Raw genomic sequence first — 17990 nt, 5'->3', positions numbered from 1 at the left:
TATAAGTATCAGCCTATTGGAAAGGGGACGGGAAATCGTGATGCTGTTTGACGTGAAACATCGGTTGTACTACGAAGCGGTCAATTCAGCGCGCCCGAAAATGGCGCCAATTCGCCAAGACCGGGCGTGGGGGTATGTCTGGAAGACGGTCAATGGGGAGACGGTGAAGTTTTGGATCGATTTCCGCCGCGGGCGGTACATGTACTTTGAATACGGGCGAAAGTGGTATCGGGTCGCGTATTTGCAGGCGAATGAGCGGAAGTCGGAACACGAGGTGCTCGCCGGGGCGATGATCGATTTGACCGTCGACGGACATCAGCTTCTGTTCATGAAAGGGCGCATTCGCCGCCAAGCGGCGCTCGCTGGGTAAGAGCGTAGCCCCATCGCTCCGCCCCTTTTCGGGAGAACGCGAGCGGCTCTAGGAAGGCGTGTCTAGGAGGGGGGATTTCATCCTAGATACAGCCTTGCAACGGCATTTCTCAACTAGAAAAACCCTAATCCATCGGTCCTGCTTTTCACGCATTTCCCCATTGATAAAGGGAACCAGCTGTTTTTTCACCAACCTTCTAGGAGGGGGATTTAACGGGGTATACAGCTTTCCAATGTCATTTCTCAATTAGAAAAACCTTGTTGTATCCGGCCTGCTTTTCAATCATTCTTCCGTTGATGAAGGGAATCAGCGATTTTTCACCACCCTTCTAGGAGGGGGATTGAAGGGGCAAGCCGCTTATCAAGCTCATTTCGCAAATAGAAAAGCCTTGTCGCATTAGGATCGCCTTTCAAACGCTCCCCCATTGCTCAAAAGAAACAGCCGTTCTTCACCGGCCTTCTAGGAGGGTGGGGAAACCGCTGTCACACACGAATCGGCGGCATTTTCATTCAAAAAAGATCCATGGGCAGCGCGGCCTGCCCTCCACACGGGGATGAAAATCTCACGCCAGTTCGGCATTTTCATTCAGAAAAGAAAGCTCGCTCTGCAAGGTTTCTCTAATTGAGAAACAGATAAAATCGGTAGTATTTTGCACTAAATGACCGACCTTCTAGCGCAAAAAACGATCGGCGGCAAAGAGCCCTGTTCCTTGCCGCCTTCTGTTTATGCCCACCACATCTCGGGCAGTTCTTCTTTGAACAGCACGTGTTTGAGGAGCGCCACTGCTTTGGACAGCCCTTCGTCGATCGAGGCGAGCATGTCTTCGTGTTCAATGGAGAGCACATAGTCATAGCCGACGGCGCGCAAGGCGCTGACGATGTCGCGCCACCGTTTTTCGCTTTGCCCGTAGCCGACAGTGCGGAACACCCACGAGCGGTCGAGAATTTGGCTGTAATGCTTCGTATCCAGCACGCCGTTTTTGCGGATGTTCGCTTCGTCCAAGTACGTATCTTTCGCATGGACGTGGAAAATCGCTTTTTCGCGGCCGAGCAGTTTGATCGCTTCAACCGGGTCGATGCCTTGCCAAAGCAGGTGGCTCGGATCGAAGTTGGCGCCGATCGCTTCGCCGACGTGCTCGCGCAGTTTGAGGAGCGTTTCCGGGTTGTAGACGACAAAGCCCGGATGCATTTCAAAGGCGATTTGCGTGATGCCGTGCTCCTTGGCGAACGCCGCTTCTTCGCGCCAGTACGGGATGACGACTTCGTCCCATTGCCACTTTAAAATTTCCAGATAATCCGGCGGCCAGGAGCACGTGACCCAGTTCGGATATTTGGCACCGGGATGGTCGCCCGGGCAGCCGGAGAAGGCGTTGATGACCGGGACTTCGAGCTGCTCGGCGAGCCTGACCGTTTTCCGCCACGTGTCATGCGATTGTTTCGCAAACGCTTTGTCCGGATGGAGCGGGTTGCCGTGGCAGCTGAGCGCGCTGATGATAAGTCCGCGGTCGTGAACCGCTTTTTTCAACGCCTTGATTTTGTCCGGCTGATCTAACAGGGCGTCCGGATCGCAATGGGCGCTGCCCGGGTAATTGCCGGTGCCAAGCTCGACGGCTTCAATGCCCATCGCGGCCACTTTGTCGAGCATGTCTTCAAACGGCAACTGTTGGTACAAGACGGTAAATACGCCTACTTTCATTTGTTTTTCTCCCCCTTCTTGCCGTGTAGGGCCGGTCAGTCGGCGGCCGGCCCCAACGTTTCATTTCGTTTTGGCGCGCCGTTCGCGCCCGTGCTGGCGGCGTCCAAACCAACGCTGTTTATTCCGCCACCCGCACCCATTGTTTCGTCCGGTGGCTTTCCAAAATGGCGTCAACGATCGTCATCGTATGATGGCCGTCGGCGATCGTCGCGAACGGTAGCTCGCCGAGCGCCTCGCCGCGCTGTTTCCGGCTGATGGCGCTGTAAAAGTCCAGGAACAAGTTTTTCAGCCCGTCCGGCCAGCCTTCTTCATGGCCGCCCGGGTAATGGGCGAGCGAGGCGGCGCGCGGCGACAAAAGCGCCGGGTCGCGGACGACTTCTTCGTTCGGGCCGTTGCGGCGCCCGACCCAGAGACGGTTCGGGTGCTCTTGGTCCCAAGCGAGCGTCATGGCATCGGCGGCGATTTCAAAATAGAGCCGATTTTTCCGGCCGGCGCTCACTTGGGAAATCGTGAATGCGCCGTGGGTGCCGTCGTCAAAATGGACGAGCACGCTGCCGCCGTCCTCCGTATCAATCTGGACCGGTTCAGCGTCTTGAGCGCGCCCGGATGTAAACGTGCTTCCTTCCTGTTTCGGCTTGTAGCGAACCGGATGGACGGTGCGCAAATCGGCGAACACTTCGACGATGCATTTGCCGAGCACGTATTGCACTGTGTCGCACCAGTGCAAGCCGATGTCGGCGATGGCGCGCGACGGGCCGTTTTGCGCCGGGTCGAGCCGCCAGTTGTAGTCGGTGTCATAAAGCAGCCAATCTTGCACATAGCCGCCATAGACGAAATGGACGCGCTTCGCTTCGCGGGCGAGCCGCTCTTTCGCCTCAGCAACAAGCGGATAATGGCGGTAGTTGAAGCAGACAGCGCTCAAACCTAGGCTTTTTTCCGCCAGTTGTTTCAGTTCGGCCGACTGTTCGCTGTCCATGGCGAGCGGCTTTTCCGACAACAAATGTTTCCCCGCCTCGAGCACGGCCTTGTTGATTGGAAAATGCAAGACGTTGCGCGTGCAGTTATGGACCGCTTCCACGTCCGGGTCGTCAATCAGCGCCCGGTAGTCGCCGTATGCTTTCGGAATCCCGAACCGGCGCGCGGCTTCTTCCGCTTTTTCTTGGCTGCTTGAGGCGATGGCGACAATGTTCACCAACGGCAAGCGGCGGAGCGCCTCGATATGGGATGAAGCGGAAAAGCCGGTGCCGATGATGCCGACATTGATCGGTTTCACAGCGTCACTCCCCCTTGTTTCGCTTTGATCGGTTCCAGCGGCTTGACGTTGCCGAAGACGATTTCCCCGCGGTTGACCGGCGCGGCCCAGCGGACGGCGTTGGCGATCACTTTCAGCACGTCCGGGTGATGGTACGTCGGGTACGTTTCATGGCCAGGGCGGAAGTAGAAAATTTTCCCCTTCCCGCGCGTGAACGTGCAGCCGCTGCGGAACACTTCCCCGCCTTCAAACCAGCTGATGAAAATCGTTTCGTCCGGCTCCGGAATATCGAAAAACTCGCCGTACATTTCTTCCTGCTCGAGCTCGATGTACGGCCCGATCCCTTCGACGATCGGGTGGCCCGGGGCGACGACCCAGAGACGTTCTTTTTCATCGGCTTCGCGCCATTTTAAATTGCATGTCGTCCCCATCAGCTTTTTGAAAATTTTCGAGAAATGGCCGGAATGAAGGACAATGAGCCCCATTCCTTCGAGCACGCGGCGGTGGACGCGTTCGACCACTTCATCTTTCACTTCATCATGGGCGATATGCCCCCACCAGATGAGGACGTCGCACCGGTCGAGCACCTCGTCGGTCAAGCCGTGCTCCGGTTCGTCGAGCACAGCGGTCGCCGTGTCAAACCCGGCTTCAGCCAGGTAGCTCGCGATCACGGCATGCATCCCTTCCGGATAAATCGCTTTGACTTGTTCATCTTTTTTTTCATGGCGAAATTCGTTCCAAACGACGACGCGGATCGGTGTGGTCATCCGTTCGCTCCCCCTTGTTTTTTCAGCCTGCCTGTACGCGGCTAGGCGGAGTGTTTTTTGGAATGTTTCTCCATGTTCGCGACTCGTTGGGACGCCAGCGCGATTCATGGAGCGTTTCTCACCATTCGAGGCGGACTTGCCGCCCTTGTTCAGACGATTCGTAAATCGCTTCCAACACTTTGGCGATCGTAAGCCCTTGCTCAGCGGTGCAAAGCGGCGTTGTGTTCTCGGCGATGCTCGTTAAGAAATGGTCAAGTAGCGCCACCCGTTCGCCTTGATCGTCAAAATGGAGCGTGACATCAGCCGGGACGCCGGATTCATTGCGGAACCATTTCACTTCTTGGCGGTTGCCGGCCACATTCCACTCCCAGCGCACGCCGCCTTCCGTGCCGAGAAACTCGACATACGCCCGCTCTTCTTCAATGTGCGACGCCCAGCTCGTCTCAAGGAGCACCGTCGCGTCGTTTTCGAGCTGGATGAACGCGGAAGCAAAATCTTCGACCGTATATGCAGCGTTCGGCACAAACGATGTCCCCGGCCATGCTCCTTGATGGCGCGGGCCGAATTTGGCGTACGTTTTCCCGGTCACGGCAACCGGGTTCGGATTCCCGAGCAGCCAGAGCGTGACATCGAGCATATGGACGCCCAAATCGATGAGCGGGCCGCCCCCGGAGCGCTCACGGTCAAAAAACCATGCCCCCCATGCGGGAATGCCGCGGCGGCGCACCCAGCCTGTTTTCGCGTAATAAATCTCGCCGAACGCGCCGGATTGGATTCGCTCATGAAGCCATTGCGCCGCTTGGCGGAATCGATTGTTGAGCGCTACCATAAACTGTTTTCCCGACTCGTCGCGGGCGCGGATGATGGCGTCCGCCTCTTCCGCTTTCGTCACCATCGGCTTTTCGCAAAGCACGTGTTTTCCGGCCCGCAAGCTGTCGACCGCCACTCGGGCATGCAAAAAGTTCGGCACCGTGATGATGACCGCATCCACATCGGGCGAGGCGAGCAGCTCTTTGTAGTCGCCGTACACGTCGCGAATGCCGTACGTTTTCGCTTTTTCCGCGGCCGCCTGCTCGTTGACGTCGCAAATCGCTTGCAAAACGGCGCGCTCCGGAAGTTTGAGCGCCGCTTGAAGATGTTCTTTGGAAATCCCGCCAGCCCCGATCAATCCGAGGCGGATTGGACGTGCGCGTTCCATATGATTTCCCCCTTGCCTTTCCTTTTATTTCTGATGAAAATGCCGAACTGACCCAAGTTTCATCCCCGGGTGGAGGGCAGAGCGCGCTGCCCATGCATCTTTTCCGACGATCAGCCTCTTTTGTTGCTTATCATCTGAAGCAGCATCGCTTGCGATGTAATCGATTACATCACCAAAAACGAGACAGCCGAGCCCGGCTGTTGTAGGGGAGCGCTTTCACTCCTTCAAGCGCTTCCCCCGCATGAATCGCGAACGACGAGACGGTCAGGCAACACAAACTGGCGGCGGCCGACATCGCCCCCTTCGATCAGCTGAAGCAAAAGTTCCATCGCTTTTTGGCCGATTTCAAACATCGGCTGGGCGATCGTCGTGAGGCTCGGTTCAAAAATCGAGGCCATTTGAATATCGTCAAACCCGACGACAGCGACATCATCCGGAACACGGCCGCCGCGATGGCGAACCGCTTTGATCGCCCCAATGGCCATCTCATCGTTGGCGGCGAAAATCGCCGTCGGCGGCTCTTCGAGAGCGAGCAGCTTCAATGTGACATTATAGCCGGATTCATAAGTGAAATCGCCTTCCTGCACGAGCGCTGGATCGGCATCGATGTCATGCTGCGCCAATGCTTGGTAGTAGCCGCGCAGCCGATCGCGGCTCAAAATGATGTTCATCGGCCCGGACAGGTGGGCGATGCGGCGATGGCCAAGGCGAATCAAATGTTCTGTCGCCTTGCGGGCGCTGCTAATGTTGTCGATCGACACGGTCGGGATGTCCGTCCCTTCCAAATACTCGCACGCGAGGACGATCGGAAACTGCCGCGCCATCTCTTCCATCAGCTCTTTGCGGATGCGGGCGGTCAAAAAAATCATCCCGTCGACTTGCCGCTGCGGCAACACATTTAAATACTGCTCCTCAAGCCGGGCATCGTTTTGCGTATCGCCAAGCAGCACTTGATAGCCGTGCTCGAGAGCGACCGCTTCGATGCCGCGCAACACTTTCGAGAAAAACGGATTCGTAATATCGGGCACAACGACGAGCACCGTTTCCGTTTCCATGCGACGCAAATACCGGCCGAGCACGTTCGGCTGGTAGTTCAGCTCTTCAATGGCTTCGAGCACGCGCTGCCTCGTCTCTTCGGTGACGTTGCCAGCGTTGCGCAGCACGCGCGACACGGTCGCCGTCGACACGTTCGCCCGTTTCGCTACATCTTTTATGCTTGCCATTCGTTTTGTCCTCTCATCTATGTAATCGATTACATCTCCATCGTATCGAAAAGGCTGGTTGGTTGTCAAGCATTGTTTTTTCCATCTGTCTTAGAACGTTGGTGATTTAGGGCAAAATGTACTTGACAAAAAACGTTTTTTTATGATGTCGATCTATTTCTCAGTTAGAAAAGACCGGCGACATCAGCCTTCTTTTTTTGGCGAAATGCCGCTGAGTTGCTCGTGGCAGCCGTTTTTCACCGGACTTATGAGACAAGCCTTGCTGCATCGATCCTGCTGTTCACTGATTGATTTTCCCATGAATGAAGGGAATCAGCGGTTTTTCATCGCCCGTTTCGACCCGAGTTCGACAGTCACTAGGCAAACAAAATGCCTCTCATCCCTTGATACCAAAGGGACGAGAGGCATTTGGGCATACGTTGGGCGTGTATCTAGGTGCGAGGATGAATGCCTAGAATCTTCGGAGGAGGCTCCAGCCCTAGAGCTACAAAGAGTTGCGCTTGTTTGGCCGTCAGTTCGGTTGTTGACCAAGGTCGCCGTTTTTTGAAGAAAAATGTCCAAGCATGAGACGTTCGCATTCGTCCCTTACGTTCGGTCACGATTCATGATGGAGGTAAGCTAAGGTGATTCCATCGTTCTTTTTTGGTGTGACTCGTCGTGTGTACATGCCTATATTATAACCAATATCCATCCATTTTAAAAGTTAAAGTAGGAAAGTCGTGTGCCTATGAAATTCAGCGTTTTTTCCTAGGATCTGCATCATGAAATCCTTGATATTGCAGCATTTTGGCCATTTTCGTTTGCCTAAAATGACCTCAAAACTGTCGAACTCGGGTTCGATTCACCCCCCACTAGGAGCATTCGAAAACGGCCAAGCCACAGAAAGCCTGTTCACAGCTTTTCCTACGGCTCGGCCTCGCAGTAATCATTACTAATCTAAGAGATCGATGTTTTGTTTTGACTAAACGATCGTTCAACACTACCGAATCGTTTTAGCTTATTCCACCCTACCTCAACACCTTGAATGGCTGACAGAATGGATTTTATGACAACATATGTCATTATCTGACGGTAAATAAACCGTTGCACTACCAACCAAAGCAGCGGCTTGGGATTTTCTTTTTCTAACGAAAAAGCAAAAAGCGAAGCAAACAAGTCAATGGCTACAAATAGAAGATAAAATCCTAATACTTTGAACGGATGGTTACTAAGCAAACTAATCACCATCAATAAATCAACGAAGGGAGAGACAGACTGCGACAAAAATTGGAATATCCACATATTCGGCAAAGCGATAAATCCTAACGATTTATGCTTTGGATTAAACAGCGCTTTTCGATGCTTCCATAAGCACTGCAACGTACCATACGACCAGCGGTATCGCTGTTTAACTAAACTTTTTACATCTTCTGGAGACTCAGTATAGCCGTATGCTTGATCTTCATAAACAATTCGATATCCTTGACGCAAAAGGGTTAATGTCAAATCTGTATCTTCTGCTAATGTATCTTCACTTACATATCCTACTTGTTTCACTAGCTGTTTTCTCCATGCTCCAATGGCACCCGGCACAACAGTAATACAGTTCAACTCATCAAATGCCCTGCGTTCTAAATTAAAGCCCGTAACATATTCAATATGTTGCCATACAGTAAGTAGTTTGCGCCGATTTCCCACTTTTACGTTTCCAGAAACAGCGGCAACATGAGGATCGGCAAAGTGACGGACCATCAACGAAATCGCATTAGGCGCAAGAATTGTATCCGCATCTAATGAAACGATAATATCTCCACGTGCTTCTAGAAATCCTCGGTTGATCGCAGAAGCTTTTCCACCGTTTTCTTTTTGAATTAAGTGGACATTCGGATACTTACGGCCAATTGCTCCGACAACTTTAGCGGTGTTGTCGCGTGAACCATCATCCACTACAATCACTTCTAAGGACGGGTAGTCGCTGGCCAGTATCGAATGGATTGCATTGCCTATTACTTTTTCTTCGTTATACGCTGCTATGACAACACTGACCAAAGGCTGATCATCTGTTATGGAGTGAGATTGACTCCTTCTTTTTTGTTTAAACGAAAAATACACGAAAAATAACAAACGAAAAATCCCTAATCCAATAGTAACGTAAAAGATAATTGTTACTATCTTTGTAAAATACTCCATTCCAGAAAAAACAGCTCGATCATACGGTAGCCATAATGCATCATAAGAATACACACTCGGCATTACATCGTCGCGTTTTTTTCCTAATAGCCCAGCAATAGTGACAAAGCGATATCCATGCTCTCTGAGCGTTTTTATAATGATTGGCAGTGCTTCCACTGTACGAGTCCGGTCCCCTCCTGCATCATGAAGAAGAATAACGTTTCCTTCTCCACGCAATATCGGAGTGACCACACGCTTCACTATTTCTTTCACAGCTGGCCGGGTCCAATCTTGCGGATCTACTTTTTCCCCAACCATAATATAATTCATCTTTTGTGCACGCAAAATCGGCAGTATTTCACTCGCTAAATAAGGCTCTGCATCCGCTTCATACGGCGGCCGAAACAACACCGTAGAATGGCCGGTCACTTCTTGGATAAGCCGCTGGGTTGCGTTTAGCTCTAGCTTTGTACGCAGCGGAGACGTCTCAGCAATGTTCGGATGTGTGAACGTATGATTACCTATCTCGTGCCCCTCGTTATACATCCTTTTCATTATATCGGGATATTCTCCAGCATTTTCTCCAACGACAAAAAAGTCAGCTTTTACATGAAACTGTTTCAGAATGTCGAGAATTTCCGGCGTGTACTTAGGATTTGGACCGTCATCAAATGTTAAGACTACTTTTTTCTCTTTTGGTTGCCCATATCGCTCAACATCATAGGATAATGGAAATGACTGATATCTTTCATCAGTAAGATTCCCGCTTGGATCCAGATGAAATTCTCTTGAGCCATTTCGCCCCACATGAACGACTCTTAATATTTCCCCTTTTCCGGAATAAGCGACCCGATCCGTGCTAGGAATTGTGCGTAACAGACTGATTTTTTTTACACCGTTCTTTAACAATTCCCACACAGTTGGATCCTCTGCCCCTATTCTCCAAAGCGCAAATCCTCTTGTGCCGTTCTCAGACGCTAGCTTCATTTCATTATAAAAAGTCACGCTATCTAAAAACCAGACGATATGCTTGTCCTTTCCATTTTCATACTCAATATACGGGTTTTCACTCAGTTTATCCCATTTAATTTTTAAATCTCCATCACCGGCGATATCCATAATATCAGAAAAGGTGAGCGACACCGCTGGAGTTTTGCCGCCAATTGTCCAGTCATATCCGTAGTTTCCAAGAGCAATAATTCGCTTTTCCGGAGGAATGGGTAAATGTTCGAGCGTATGTTGAAACCATCCGATAGAAGCGATTGGACCTGGGTCTCCTCCTGTATAATGTTCGTCATACATCATGACAATGAGGCGGTCTACTTCTTTAGACAAAGCGCGGTAATCAAAAGCACGGTCATCGGCCGGCACATCTTGCGTTACAAGCAAACGGTGTTGATGAAACGCAAAAGCAAGCTCCTTCATAAACTTTGTCAATGCTTGTCGATCTTGTACAGGGATGGATTCAAAGTCAATATTTACACCTGCGAAGTGATTGTCCTCAATTTGTTTCTCTAAATTCGCGATAACTTGTTTTTGCTGATCAGTAGGGGCTCGCAACAATCGATCTACGATAGAACTATCTGGCCCTGCACTTTCGGCAGTAAAATTATTAATTAAAGGAACAATTTTGACATGATGATCTTTGGCTAGTTTGACAATATCCGCTCTCTTTTCGCTAGTAATTGTAAGATCTCGATTCAAATGATACCATTCAGGAACTAACACTGTTAACGAACGGATGTGATCTTTTAACGAAGACGTGCTATTTTCATCCCAATTAACGTAAAATCCGTAAACTTCATTAGGTTTACTATGATCTGCGTTTTGTTTCCACTGTTTCCAATGGTGATAATTACGGTTTTTGTCTAGTTTTAATTCTTCTTGTAATTGCCAATCACCAATCTTTTCATCTGACGAAATCATTTTTTTAGTAGTTGTTGGAAAGACATTTTCATATGGAAGATGGATGGGCGAAAAAATGCTGCGAAAGAAAGCGTAGAAAACAATGACAGTAACGATGATGCTCACAAAAAGCACGGCCTTAACGATTACTTTCCTTCTTCCTTTCGCATCATAAAAAATCAATGGAGACACCGCTTCTTGAGGATGCATGTTCTTTCTCACCTAGAGTTTCACTCCCTTTTCCGGCCAAAATACTTTGAATGGTTCTACGTAACCATTCGGGCTGCGATACATCCTCTTGTATAGCATGAATGACTTAAAAATATCTAGTAAGATTGATTCTGATTGCGTTAATCTTTCATGAGAAAATGATAAAAACCATCTTTTCGGTGAAAATGCCACACTGGCGCGAGATTTTCATCCCCGGGTGGAGGGCAGATCGCGCTGTCCATGGACATTTTTTATGAGCCAATCGATATAAATACGTTGACCGGTACATCACTCAATTGCTAGAAGGGCGGGGAAAAACAGCTGAGTTCCTTCATCAATGGGAGAACATGCGAAAAGCAGAATCAATGCACCAAGGTTTTTCTAGTTGAGAAGTGACATTCCAGAGCTGGATCCAAGATTAAATCACCAGCCTCCTAGGAGGTCGGTGATTTAAGGGAGCAAGCCGCTTGTCAAGTCCGTTTCTCCAATAGAAAAGCCTCGTCGCATCAGGATCTCCTTTCAAACGATCCCCCCATTGCTCAACAGAAACAACCGTTTTCACCAGCCTCCTAGGGGGGCGGTGATTTACTCACACAACCGCTTCTCGCAATCGTTTCTCAAATAGAAAAACCGGCTGCATCAGCTTCTATGTTCACGCGTTCCATCATCGATCAAGGCAAACAGCGTTTTTTCACCGCCCCTCTAGATCTTCCGATGCCAGTTTAAAAGTTGCACTATCATTTTCTCCTTGTCACAGACGTGACTGGTATCGATTTGTTTTACAATCTCACCATTTTTCATAAACAATATGTGATCACCTACTTCAGCGGCCACGTCCATCATATGTGTTGAAAACACGATGATCCCTCCCTTCTTCTTTCTCTTCTTCAACATATCGATAAACTGATCGATCCAAAACGGGTCAAGACCGTTTGTCGGCTCATCAAGGAGCAGAAGCGTTGGCTCTCCTAACAACGCTTGTCCCAATAATAAGCGCTGTCTCATTCCTTTTGATAACTGCTTGATCCATTCTTTTTTATGTTTTTCTAGCCCTATGTCATGCAGTATTTCTTCCACCTGTGCTGCTGAAGCGTTCCGCAATGACGCATAAAAAGCCAAAAACTCTTGCACGGTTATCATTGATCGAGCATGAAAATCATCAGGCATATATCCGATTTGTGAAATGTACGCTTCGCGATGTTCGTGTAGTGATACTCCATCAAGCGTTACCGTACCGGTGGTCGGAGAAAGCACACCTGCTAAAATCTGAAGGAGCGTGCTTTTTCCGGCCCCATTTCCTCCACACAACACCAAGCATTCCCCTCGATCCACTTGAAGCGATACGGACAGAAGCGCTAGTTTTTGCTTATATTTTTTCGTCACTTTTCCTACCTTCAGTCCCATTATATCGATCTCCTCCTTGCCAATTGCGTCGCGGCAATAAGCCATATTGCACTACCATAGATCGTGGCATACACCAACAAAATGAAGCCGAATGGCTTCTGCCATTGCCCAAGTAAATGATCATACACTTGTCCAAAAACAGCGCTTCCTCCCATTTGTACGACAAAGGCTACTCGTACTACTTCCGCCGGATTCAAAAGCGTTACACTTTTTAACAAAGGAGCAATGAACGGATAAGGAACGACATTCAACACGGCAATCAACATTGTTGGCCAGATCATAACAAATAAAAACCAAATGCTAACAGAGACGATCAACGCCTGCCATCGAGTCGAAACGAATGAACCGACCGCTAAGCCAATCATAAGAAAAAAGGCAATCAAAGCCGATGAAAAACGATATAACACAATGATCCATTTCATCGGTAACGCCACACCCGTCGATAGGCTAAACATCAAACTCAGGCCAAAACTAAGCGTAAACAAAATCATCTGTCCAAACCATTGCCCCAACCACTTTCCAGCTATATATGCCGCAGGTGACAACGGATACGTTCGCAACAACCGCCATTGTCCGTTTTCGATCTCGCTCGCAATGGTAAATGAACCAGAAATCAACATAAATAGCGGCAACAAATAAAGCATCATATTGGCAGTCGTTGCTGTCATATTCGTATAGCCAGCAAAATCTATAGTATCTCGTGCAATAAAAAACAATAATGACAGTACTACGACCCATAATAAAATGAATCCGTAGGAGGAATGTTGCCGCATGACCAGCCGCCACTCCAACCGCGCGATCGTTTTCATTTTATCTCCTCCCGACAGAAAAAGGACAACTGTCGCTCAGTTGCCCATATGATTGTCATGTTTGTTCATTTCCTTTTTTCCATGCTTCATTTTTTTGTGTTTCATTTTCATCATCATCTCTTTATTTCTCTCCCATGTATGATGCGCTAATTGATCATACGTAAGAAGCGTACCACCATTGTTTTGGATAAACCGTTTGGCCGCTTTTTCATCTTGAAATGAAATAACATTATAAGCCATTGGCGTGTGAATGTTTTTATCGTATACATACGTGGCGCTGTCTGCTTCTAGCCAAGCGCTTGTTTTGTAATCTCGAACAAACATCGTATTGATTTTTTCTTTTTTATGTTCATTCACCCATGCATACATACAACCGATATCATCAAACTTAAGCGTTTTTCCGTTTTTTAACACTAATTCTGTCGCAAACGAATTATTTCCTACCTCCATATGACAGGTATCACATTTATCATTTTTTTCATCAATCGCAACTGGTTTCGCTTTTTGACTGCAACCGCTCATCATGAACAACATGATCATCAATATAGAAAAAATCCATATTTTTCTCATCCGCGTTTCCTCCCCATAATTAGTAGACTAATGCTTCCAACTATCATTACCAAACTCATCCTATTTACGTTTAATGGATCAGTGGATAAACGATGTGTTTGCTCAATTTTCAACGCGTTCATTCGCGGAGCATGATCAATCATCACTTCGTCATCAGGACTACGCAATAGTTTTTGTAAAACAAGCATGCCTGGTGCCTGAAAAAACAGCTGATACTCAGGCACATTTGCCGTCAGTGCCAAAAAAAAGGGATCAGCCCGATACGGAATGGCGCTAAATCCGCGGCCTGTTTGATCGAGTTTCAACGAAGTATCCCAATAATTATGGATGATGGTATTGTTGAAGCATCGAATGGCCTGTGCATCATAAACATTACCAACAAATGAATTGTCCGCTATATAATTTTTTTTCGAGATATTCCATTGCATCCCAATCGCATTGCGGAGGAAATAGTTTCCTGTAAGTTGGACATTGTAAGCATTCTCAGCATAAACGCCAACACGATTCGCAGCAATGACATTTTTCGTAACACTTGTTTTCATCGCATTATATAAAAGAAGACCCTGGGAATGGACATGACGATTGTTTTGACGAAATGAATTGTGCTCAATCACCGTCCGCTTCGTTCCCATTATCATGGCACCTGCGAGGTTATGCTCAGATAAATTTCTCTTAATCATAAGATCGTCCGAAAACATGACATGAATACCGTACCGAGAATTATGAATACAATTGGCGTTCACTTCATTTTTATTGCTGTTCTCTATGTAGATCCCATCTTTTACTTGCTTAATTGTATTGTATTTTATGATGTTTTGGGATGAGTCCCATAAGTCAATGCCGTTCTCTTGTCTTGTCCCTCGAATGAGACAATGAGCAATAGATGTTCTGCTTGCTTGATTCAGTTGTATACCTCGTTTGGCTGCAACTATTTGTACATATTCAATGATGTGGTCATGACCCGTTACAACTAGTGCAGCGCTTTCAGCTCTCCTACACTGTTGAATCATTATATTTCGCAACACAACATGGTGACCAGTAATAACTACAGCCGGTAAACGGCACGACCGGATCGTCACCCTCCCTACTCCCTCTAACGTAAGCGGTTTCGATAGTATCAATGATTCATCATAGACCCCGCTAGCCATTTTCACAATCCCGTAGTCAGGTGTTTGATCAATGATAGTTTGGATCTCTTTAGCATGTACAGATAACGGCAAAACAAACACAAAAAAACAGATCCACCCTAGCGTTCTCATCTTCCTCCCCCCCTTCTTGAACTTACAATACCAAACCATTTTGTGAAAATAATGAAGTTGATTTGTCAATTTGTTGACAACGAGCAAAAATCGATACTCATGACATTAGTTTGGTTCTTCAATGATACGCACTGTGCAAAATGATAAATTAATCGTTGATCTTGTCCTGTTTTTCTTGTCTGATTATTTATGTCCGACATGCCACTCCGGGATGTAGCTCAGCTTGGTAGAGCACACGCATGGGATGCATGAGGTCGCATGTTCAAATCCTGTCATCCTGATCGAAGGAAACCAGCTGAAAAACGTCCGGCTCGTGTTTTTCCACATGGCGTTTTCCTATGAGGTCGGTGATGAAAATGACTGCTGAAACCGTCATGACTCCAGTTCCTCATCCCTATAACTTAGGTGACAAAGGCTTCATCAGTAGTGAACGGCAAAAGAGTACCAAATCGCTTTTTGGACGCCATCTCACAAAAATCAGAACCACCGCCCATCGGAATCATGGGAGAAAAATGGCTCAAACAAAAACGGAAAGTGATGAAAACGGTGTTCTCCGTCCTTATTGGACCAGTATCGTATGGCAGACATTCGTGCGAATTCGATTTCAGGGTTTGAAGTGGCACTCGATGGCATCTTGTTGGTGTATTCACTTGTAACACTCGGGCTAGTTGAGCGCTAGCGCTCAACTATATAAGTTGAAATTTTATTTTACATCCCGCTGATTACTCTCATATCGGCTTGTACTTAGATGAAACCCTCAACGAAAAATCGGAAATTCTTTATTGCAACTTATATAGCACCACGGGTAGCGGTAAAGAATGATCACCATGTATGGACAAGACACGCATTTCCTGCTCTCAATAAGAGGTCGATGTGAAACAAGAAAAGCAAAGTTTTACAATGAAGATATAAGAGGGCATGTTCGAGAGATTGGGAACTCAAGAGGAATGCCATCTTTCAATGTTTTACACTAGCCTCTTGACGATCAATACGAAAATTGTAGGATTTTACTCTGTCCTAAAAACCAACGGCTTCATTTAAGATTATTCCATATAAAACGTGCACATTCTGCAGAAGGGAAGAATTGGCTCTGCAAGAATGTGCAAAAACGTTTTTTATTGATGTGAACGATCTGCTTCGCCGAACGGTAAGCCACACACCAAAATCCTTTACGCTTTCCTTCGCTCCGCAGCCGTTCGTTCGAACATTAGATGACCACACATCCATCTTCTATCAACAACCAGCCTTCAACTCATTGGGCGTTGCCCTGCACTTAAGGTGTGCGACTTCTGTCGGAAATTACGTCAAAAAAGTATTTCCGGCGGCGTAGCAATTCGCCATACACCGTTTACTTTCTTTAGCTTTACTATTTTCCTTTCTGGTTTTGATTGGTTATCAGAATATGGGACCGATAATTGATATTCCTTAGATGTCGAAGAGCTTTTAATCAATTTGGCTGTTGTTTTCTTAAATTCCAAACTGTTTCCTGTATCCGCGTTGATTTGCGCCATTCTTCCTTTGTATTCAATAAAGCGCTTTCTTATATATGATTCACTAGCTTCTTTGGTGAATGTCATCATCAAGTATTCAAGCAGCTTTTTTCTTGTGCCGATATCAACAGAAAGATACCTATATTGTATTTTTTTTATATAAAAGGTTTTTGTTTCCCCTTTACCGCCTCCATCAGCATAAAAATAACGTTTTTCTGCTTCTACTATTAACGAAATGAGATTCTTTTCGTTAAGTGCCGTGATTCGTGTAGGATCTGCCTCTTTTTGTTTTACAACAGCGGCTAAAACAGGCACCGACATAACAGGGTGAATTGAAAGTAAACCACAAGAAACAGCTAAACAACCTGCTAATATTTTCTTCTTCATACTTCTATACTCCTTTCACTTGGACTATTCAATTTGATTAATTATATCACATCTCGTCGCATCCTAAAAGATAGAAAAAACGAGGGAGTCAGTCAAGACTTTGCGGATCCGGCGTTCCCATCTCATTTTTCAATGAGAAAAACCTTGTTGCATCGGTCCTGTTTTTCACTCATTCTCCCATTAATGAAGGGAATCAGCGGTGGTTCACCAGCCCTTTAGGGGCGTTTCGTTCCGACCTACGAATCGGCCGTGGTCTCCGTTCGTTCGCCGTGCCGAAGTTCGCGTTAGGTTCCTTTCCAGCTTCATTCATCAACACTGACGGATTTCGTGTTCCTTTCCGTCGTCAACGGGACAAAGAAAAGGGCGTCCCAAAAGAACTGGACCCCCTCATGTCACCCTTATAGGTTGTGCCTTTCTGGAGGGGAGATCGCCTTTTGGGCCAGCCCCTTTTTCGGTTTGTCCTTATTCTTTGATCGAGCCGGATGTCAGCCCGGATACAATCCGCCGCTGGAACAGCAACACCATTATGACAAGCGGAACAGTGACCACCACGGTCGCCGCGGAAATTTCGCCCCACGGGATCGTATACTGGCCTTGGAACATGGCGATGCCGACCGGAACGGTTTTGTATTTTTCCGCCGTATTGATCGTCAAGGCAAATAAAAATTCGTTCCACGCGGCAATGAAGACGAGAATGGACGTCGTAAACACCCCGGGCACCGCAAGCGGCAAAATAACTTTAAAATACGTCTGCATCGGCGTCGCCCCATCCATTTTCGCCGCTTCTTCCAAATCAAACGGAATTTTGCGAAAAAAGGTGACGAGCAGCCAAATCGACAACGGCAACGCAAACGTCGTATACGGAATGATCAATCCTAAGTAGCTGTTCGTCAACCCGAACGTTTTCACAAACATGTAAATCGGCGAAATAGTGGCAATTTGCGGAAACATCGATACCGCTAACACAAGGCCAAGAATGACGGTTTTGCCCTTGAATTGTAACCGCGCGATGGCGTAAGCGGCAAATGCGGCCACAAACACGGTGTACACGGTCGTGATCGTCGCCACCACCGTACTGTTCCATAAGTAGCGCAAAAACGGGTAATTGACAAAAACCGATACATACGACTTCAACGTCGGATGGCTCGTAAACCAATTAAACGCTTTGTCGCCAAACAGTTCACTGAGCGGCTTAATCGAACTAAGCAGCACCCATAAAAATGGAAACATGACAAAAAAGACGAATACGAGTAGGAAGAGATAAAAGAGAGGCCCTGCTTTTTTCTGCATCATCTCACCC

General features: G+C 47.6%; 13 protein-coding genes, 1 tRNA gene and 2 pseudogenes. 3 read left to right on the top strand and 13 right to left on the bottom strand.

Features of this window, described 5'->3' with window-relative positions:
- The first annotated feature begins 37 nt into the window (after positions 1–37).
- Positions 38–370, top strand: coding sequence for a hypothetical protein (locus NST29_RS07830; protein ID WP_033843665.1), 333 nt, complete (start codon positions 38–40; stop codon positions 368–370).
- A gap of 723 nt (positions 371–1093) precedes the next feature.
- Here NST29_RS07830 and NST29_RS07825 read toward each other — a convergent pair.
- From NST29_RS07825 to NST29_RS07775, 11 genes and pseudogenes are all read right to left on the bottom strand, one after another.
- Positions 1094–2065, bottom strand: a complete 972-nt coding sequence (locus tag NST29_RS07825; protein ID WP_033843663.1) for a sugar phosphate isomerase/epimerase — start codon at positions 2063–2065, stop codon at positions 1094–1096.
- 118 nt (positions 2066–2183) lie between these two features.
- Complete coding sequence (locus NST29_RS07820) at positions 2184–3338, bottom strand: Gfo/Idh/MocA family oxidoreductase (protein ID WP_033843661.1); 1155 nt, start codon at positions 3336–3338, stop codon at positions 2184–2186.
- Positions 3335–4084: a ThuA domain-containing protein gene (locus NST29_RS07815; RefSeq protein ID WP_033843659.1), complete on the bottom strand. Its 750-nt coding sequence runs from the start codon at positions 4082–4084 to the stop codon at positions 3335–3337. The genes NST29_RS07820 and NST29_RS07815 overlap by 4 nt, the downstream gene beginning before the upstream one ends.
- Positions 4085–4202: 118 nt before the next feature.
- Entirely contained in the window at positions 4203–5282 is a 1080-nt protein-coding gene (locus tag NST29_RS07810) for a Gfo/Idh/MocA family oxidoreductase (RefSeq protein ID WP_033843657.1), read from the bottom strand.
- Between the two features lie 224 nt (positions 5283–5506).
- Positions 5507–6505: a LacI family DNA-binding transcriptional regulator gene (locus NST29_RS07805; RefSeq protein ID WP_033843656.1), complete on the bottom strand. Its 999-nt coding sequence runs from the start codon at positions 6503–6505 to the stop codon at positions 5507–5509.
- A 431-nt stretch (positions 6506–6936) separates the two neighbouring features.
- Positions 6937–7112, bottom strand: a pseudogene (locus NST29_RS07800) (transposase); the annotation flags it as partial.
- A 329-nt stretch (positions 7113–7441) separates the two neighbouring features.
- Positions 7442–10771, bottom strand: coding sequence for a glycosyltransferase (locus NST29_RS07795; protein WP_081897293.1), 3330 nt, complete (start codon positions 10769–10771; stop codon positions 7442–7444).
- Positions 10772–11473: 702 nt separating this feature from the next.
- The gene (locus NST29_RS07790) at positions 11474–12184 is read right to left on the bottom strand and encodes an ABC transporter ATP-binding protein (RefSeq protein ID WP_172418809.1); all 711 of its coding nucleotides are present in this window, start codon (positions 12182–12184) and stop codon (positions 11474–11476) included.
- Positions 12175–12984, bottom strand: coding sequence for an ABC transporter permease subunit (locus tag NST29_RS07785; protein ID WP_033843653.1), 810 nt, complete (start codon positions 12982–12984; stop codon positions 12175–12177). Before NST29_RS07785 ends, NST29_RS07790 begins: the two co-directional genes overlap by 10 nt.
- A gap of 36 nt (positions 12985–13020) precedes the next feature.
- The gene (locus NST29_RS07780) at positions 13021–13554 is read right to left on the bottom strand and encodes a nitrous oxide reductase accessory protein NosL (RefSeq protein ID WP_033018607.1); all 534 of its coding nucleotides are present in this window, start codon (positions 13552–13554) and stop codon (positions 13021–13023) included.
- On the bottom strand, positions 13551–14813 hold the full coding sequence (locus NST29_RS07775; protein WP_033843651.1) for a NosD domain-containing protein: 1263 nt from the start codon (positions 14811–14813) through the stop codon (positions 13551–13553). Before NST29_RS07775 ends, NST29_RS07780 begins: the two co-directional genes overlap by 4 nt.
- 207 nt (positions 14814–15020) lie before the next feature.
- Here NST29_RS07775 and NST29_RS07770 point away from each other — a divergent pair.
- Positions 15021–15094 (top strand) — tRNA-Pro (locus NST29_RS07770).
- A 72-nt stretch (positions 15095–15166) separates the two neighbouring features.
- Positions 15167–15492 (top strand): annotated as a pseudogene (locus tag NST29_RS07765) (IS982 family transposase); the annotation flags it as partial.
- A 625-nt stretch (positions 15493–16117) separates the two neighbouring features.
- Here NST29_RS07765 and NST29_RS07760 read toward each other — a convergent pair.
- A complete protein-coding gene (locus tag NST29_RS07760; RefSeq protein WP_051962687.1) occupies positions 16118–16690 on the bottom strand; it encodes a DL-endopeptidase inhibitor IseA family protein in 573 nt (190 codons plus the stop codon).
- 462 nt (positions 16691–17152) lie between these two features.
- Positions 17153–17980, bottom strand: a complete 828-nt coding sequence (locus tag NST29_RS07755; RefSeq protein WP_033018604.1) for a carbohydrate ABC transporter permease — start codon at positions 17978–17980, stop codon at positions 17153–17155.
- Positions 17981–17990: the final 10 nt, after the last annotated feature.

Origin of the sequence: Geobacillus sp. FSL W8-0026 (genome assembly GCF_037966255.1) — a bacterium.
Lineage (GTDB): Bacteria > Bacillota > Bacilli > Bacillales > Anoxybacillaceae > Geobacillus > Geobacillus icigianus.
The sequence above is the reverse complement of the archived record's forward strand: the minus strand, read 5'-3'. Positions and strand labels throughout refer to the sequence as shown.